General features: G+C 61.7%; 4 protein-coding genes and 2 pseudogenes. 4 read left to right on the forward strand and 2 right to left on the reverse strand.

What is annotated here, in order from left to right:
• Positions 1-265, forward strand: a pseudogene (locus tag ACRESD_RS21345) (folate-binding protein); the annotation flags it as partial.
• A gap of 36 nt (positions 266-301) precedes the next feature.
• A complete protein-coding gene (locus ACRESD_RS21350) occupies positions 302-1123 on the forward strand; it encodes an HDOD domain-containing protein (protein WP_431752719.1) in 822 nt (273 codons plus the stop codon).
• Here the strand turns inward: ACRESD_RS21350 and ACRESD_RS21355 are convergent, their stop codons facing one another.
• Positions 1124-2509: a sensor histidine kinase gene (locus ACRESD_RS21355; RefSeq protein WP_431752720.1), complete on the reverse strand. Its 1386-nt coding sequence runs from the start codon at positions 2507-2509 to the stop codon at positions 1124-1126.
• Positions 2502-3173, reverse strand: a complete 672-nt coding sequence (locus tag ACRESD_RS21360; protein WP_431752721.1) for a response regulator — start codon at positions 3171-3173, stop codon at positions 2502-2504. The genes ACRESD_RS21355 and ACRESD_RS21360 overlap by 8 nt, the downstream gene beginning before the upstream one ends.
• A 235-nt stretch (positions 3174-3408) precedes the next feature.
• Between ACRESD_RS21360 and ACRESD_RS21365 the strand changes: the two genes are divergently transcribed.
• Together ACRESD_RS21365 and ACRESD_RS21370 are read left to right on the forward strand one after the other, a co-directional pair.
• A complete protein-coding gene (locus ACRESD_RS21365; protein WP_431752722.1) occupies positions 3409-4698 on the forward strand; it encodes an OprD family porin in 1290 nt (429 codons plus the stop codon).
• A 36-nt stretch (positions 4699-4734) separates the two neighbouring features.
• Positions 4735-4952 (forward strand): annotated as a pseudogene (locus ACRESD_RS21370) (tripartite tricarboxylate transporter substrate binding protein); the annotation flags it as partial.

Here is a 4952-nt window from a genome sequence, read left to right on the forward strand (position 1 = left end):
GCTCAAGCGTCGCCTGTATCGCTTGAGCCTCAATGCCGCCGAACTGCCCGAGCCTGGCACTCCACTGTTCTCGCCCAGCCATAACAGTTCGATCGGCGAAGTGGTGATCGCCGCAAAAGCCGACCAAACCATTGAACTTCTAGCCGTATTGCAAGCCGAAGCTGCCGACAGCGGCGATGTGCACTTAGGCACCCTGGAAGGCCCACGCTTGCAACTGCTTGACCTGCCTTACCCACTGGATCGCGATAAAGAGATCCAGCGTTAATCGTCGTACCTTTTTGCAGCACCCTAGAGAGCATGAATGAACAAGCTGGCGGAAAAAGTCCAACAGGCTTTGGTGAAGGCCATCGACAACGATGACCTGGTTCTGCCGACATTACCGGAAGTGGCCCTGAAGATTCGCCAAGCCGCCGAAGACCCGGATATCAGCATCAGCCATTTGAGCAAAGTGATCGGTCGCGATACCGCCCTGTCGGCGCGGCTGATCAAAGTGGTCAACAGCCCACTGTTGCGCGCCACCCAGGAAGTCACCGACCTACATACCGCCATCACCCGGCTGGGCACCAACTACAGCAGCAACCTGGCCATTGGCCTGGTGATGGAGCAGATCTTTCACGCCCGCTCCGAAGTGGTCGAGCTGAAAATGCGCGAGGTGTGGCGGCGCAGCCTGGAAGTGGCCGGCGTCAGCTATGCCCTGTGCCGCAGCCACAGCCAACTCAAGCCGGACCAGGCAGCCCTCGGCGGCCTGGTGCATCAGATTGGCGTGCTGCCGATCCTCACCTACGCCGAAGACCACTACGAGCTGCTCTCGGACCCGGTCAGCCTCAACCACGTGATCGACAGCATTCACCCGGTGTTGGGGGACAAACTGCTGCGCGTCTGGGACTTTCCGGAAATGCTGGCCAGCCTGCCGGGGCAATACCTGGACCTGGAACGCGAGTCACCGAGTCTGGACTACATCGATTTGGTGCAAATCGCCACGTTGTATTGCCACCGAGGTACCGACCATCCCCTGGCGAGTGTGCCTGTCTCAACGCTGCCGGCCATCAAGAAGTTGCGCCTGGACCCCTACAGCGACGCCCTGCGTGCAGAACTGGACGAAGCACGCTCGATGTTTTACTGATCAACCCGCGATAAAACTCACCCGCACTTTCAACCCCGCTGACTCACCGTCGTGCAGACTGATTTGCGCCAGGTGCGCCCGGCAGATTTCCCCGACAATCGCCAAGCCCAGGCCGGACCCCACACCCTGCTGGCTGCGACGGTAGAAACGCTCGAAGACCCGGTCCCGCTCATCCAGTGGGATACCCGGCCCATCATCCTCCACCTCAAGCACTGCCGGGGCCGTGACCCGCAAGATCACATTGCCACCCGGTGGAGTGTGGGCGAGTGCGTTGTCCACCAAGTTACTCAGCAGTTCGTTCAACAACGTCGGCTCGCCGCGCAGCCACACCGGCTCATCGGCCTCCAGGGCCAAAGCGACGCCCCGCGCATGAGCCAGCGGTGCCATAGCCATCCCCAACTCCCGCGCCAATTGGCTGAGATCGAGCAATTGCGCCCCCCCTTCGGCAATCGCCCGGGCACCGTTTTCGATGCGCGCCAGGGACAACAATTGATTGGCCAGGTGAGTCAGGCGGTCGGTGCCCTGGGCAGCGGTCTCCAAGGTACTGCGCCAGGTGCCGGGGTCTTCTGCGCGCAGACCCAGCTCCAGTCGGGCCTTCAACGCGGCCAGCGGGGTTCGTAGCTCGTGGGAGGCGTCAGCAATGAACTGCGCCTGCCGCTCAAACTGACCGCGCAGGCGTTCGGTGAAGTGGTTGATGGAGCGTACCAGCGGGCCGAACTCGTGCTGCACCTCTACCAGTGGCAGCGGCCGCAAGTCATCGGGCTGACGCTCCTCAACCGCCGTGCGTAGGCGCTCCAGCGGGCGCAGTGCCGCGCTCACGGCAAACCACACCAGCAGCAATGCGCCGATAGCCAGCATGCCCAAGCGCAGCAAGGTGTCGGCCATCAGGCTACGCGCCATGGCAACGCGAGCTTCATCAGTTTCAGCCACACGGATTTCCGCCATGCCGTTCATGTTCGGCTCGGAGACGGCCTTGAGCAGGCTCACCACCCGCACGGGCTGGCCCTGATACTTGGCATCGTAGAAGCGCGCCAAGGCGGGATAATCATCCGTACGCGGCGTACCGGGCGGTGGGCCGGGAAGATGTTCGTAGCCGGAGATCAGCTTCTGATCAATGTCATTGACCTGATAATAAATTCGCCCTGCGCTGTCATAGGCGAAGGTGTCCAGGGCCACATACGGCACATTGGCGCTGAGGGTGCCATCGACCTGGGTCAGCCCGGCGGCGATCGTCCGCGCCGAGGCCAGCAGCGTGCGGTCGTAGGCGGTGTCGGCGGCTTCGCGACCATTCCAGTAAGCACTCATGCCACTGGCGAGCATCAACACCACCAACAGCAGCGCCAGGTTCCACAGCAGTCGCCAGCGCAGGCTGCTGGGCTTATGCATCACGCGCTTCCAGCAAATAACCCAGGCCACGGAACGTCACGATGGCGATGGGTTGGCCATCGAGCTTCTTACGCAGCCGGTGCACGTAGATTTCGATGGCATCGGGGCTGGCTTCTTCGTCCAGGCCGAATACCTGGGAGGCCAGTTGCTCCTTACTCATCACGCGGCCCGGGCGGGCGATCAAGGCTTCCAGTACCGCCTGCTCGCGGGAGGTCAGCGTCATCAGTTCGCCCCCCACCGTGAACCGCCGCGTATCCAGGTCATAGACCAGCACACCACAGGTCTGCTGGCGCTCGCCGCCAAGTACGCTGCGGCGCAGCAACGCCTTGACCCGTGCTTCCAGCTCCGTCAGTTCAAAGGGCTTGGCGAGGTAATCATCGGCGCCCAGGTTCAGGCCATGTACGCGATCCTTCACGTCACTGCGTGCGGTCAGCATCAATACCGGCAGGTTTTTCCCACGCGCCCGCAAACGTGCCAGCACCTCGAAACCATCCATGCGCGGCAGCCCGACATCGAGGACCACCACCGCGTATTCCTCGCTGCTCAAGGCCAGGTCCGCGGCCACGCCATCGTGCAGCACGTCAACGGTCAACCCCGTGCTCTTGAGCGCCTGGGCGACACTTTCGGCGAGCTGCAAATGGTCTTCAACCAAGAGGACACGCATGGATTTCCACCTTATTCGGGCATGGTCGGCGCCACGCTTTGCGAGGCAGTTTACAGGCGCCACCTGCCCTGTGAAGCCCGAAAACATTGAAAGACAACTGAAAGGTTAGTGAAAGGTTCGCCCTTTAGCATCCAACGTCGGTGGTCTATGCCCACCCCGTTGCCTGATCCGCAACACCCGAAAAACGCCTCGAAGCGTTTTCGCCAAAATAAGAACAATAACGGAGTACACCACGATGCTGTCGACACAGCCCCAGGCTTGCCCGCCTGTTCGTTTTTCCCGCCTGACCCAGACCGCCCTCGCCAGTGCCGCCGCCCTTGCCGGCTTTTCGCCGCTCAGCCAGGCCGCTTTCTTCGAAGACAGCAGCGCGACCCTGGAAACCCGCAACATGTACTTCAACCGCGACTTCCGCGACGGCACCAGTGCCCAACAGTCCAAGCGTGACGAATGGGCCCAGGGCTTCATGCTCAACCTGCAATCGGGCTACACCGACGGCACCGTCGGCTTCGGCGTGGATGCACTGGGCATGCTCGGGGTCAAGCTCGACTCCAGCCCCGACCGCACCGGCACCGGCCTGCTGCCCACCGACGACGGTCGCGCGGTCGACGAGTACTCCAAACTGGGCCTGACCGGCAAAGTGAAGATCTCCGCCACCGAGTTGAAAATCGGCGCATTGATCCCCGAACTGCCGACCCTCAAGCCCAACGACGGCCGTATCCTGCCGCAGACCTTCAACGGCGGCCTGCTGACATCGAAAGAATTCAAAAACCTTGTGTTCACCGGTGGTCGCCTGGACAAAGCCAAAGACCGCGATTCCACCGACTACGAAGACATCGCCCTCAACAACAAGAACAGCCGTTTCGTCGGTGGTGCCACCGGCAAGCACTTCAACTTCGGCGGCGTCGACTACAAGTTCGCCGACAAGATCACCGGCAGCTACCACTTCGCCCAGCTCGACGACGTGTACCGTCAGCACTTCCTCGGCCTGGTGGCTTCGCGCCCGATGGGCCCCGGCACTTTTGGCGCCGACCTGCGTCTGGCGATCAGCGATGACACCGGTGCCGCCCGCGGTGGCAACATCGATAACAAATCCCTCAACGGCCTGTTCAGCTATGCCCTCAATGGCCATAAGCTCAGCGCCGGCTACCAGCACATGTCCGGCGACAGCGCCTTTCCCTATGTGGATGGCAGCGACCCGTACCTGGTCAACTTCGTGCAGATCAATGATTTCGCCGGGGCTGAAGAACGCTCCTGGCAGGCACGCTATGACTACGACTTCGCCAAGCTGGGAATTCCCGGCCTGAGTTTCATGAGCCGCTACCTGTCGGGTGACAATATCAAGCTCAAGAACGGCGAGACCGGTAAAGAGTGGGAGCGCAACAGCGAGATCCGCTACGTGGTGCAAAGCGGCACCTTCAAGGACGTGGCCGTGCGCCTGCGTAACGCCACGTACCGCTCCAACTATTCGGCCCGTGATGCGGACGAAGTGCGCCTGTTGGTCAGCTACAGCGTGGCGCTTTGGTAGTCAGCCACCTCATAACAACAAAGACGGAGAGACACCATGACCTTTTCACTACGTAAATTGGCCCTTGCTGCCGGCTGCATGCTGTTCGCCGGCCAACTGCTGGCTGACGAGCCCAAGCGCCCGGAATGTATCGCCCCGGCCTCCCCTGGCGGTGGGTTTGACCTGACCTGCAAACTGGCGCAAAGCGCGCTGGTCAACGAAAAACTGCTGAGCAAACCAATGCGCGTGACCTACATGCCCGGCGGCGTGGGCGC

Source organism: Pseudomonas sp., assembly GCF_050739995.1.
Classification (GTDB): Bacteria; Pseudomonadota; Gammaproteobacteria; order Pseudomonadales; family Pseudomonadaceae; genus Aquipseudomonas.

Bases quoted from the DNA above. Each gene is read 5' to 3' on its own strand.
- ACRESD_RS21350 (WP_431752719.1), top strand. From the start codon at position 302: ATGAACAAGCTGGCGGAAAAAGTCCAACAGGCTTTGGTGAAGGCCATC.
- ACRESD_RS21355 (WP_431752720.1), bottom strand. From the start codon at position 2,509: ATGCATAAGCCCAGCAGCCTGCGCTGGCGACTGCTGTGGAACCTGGCG.
- ACRESD_RS21360 (WP_431752721.1), bottom strand. From the start codon at position 3,173: ATGCGTGTCCTCTTGGTTGAAGACCATTTGCAGCTCGCCGAAAGTGTC.
- ACRESD_RS21365 (WP_431752722.1), top strand. From the start codon at position 3,409: ATGCTGTCGACACAGCCCCAGGCTTGCCCGCCTGTTCGTTTTTCCCGC.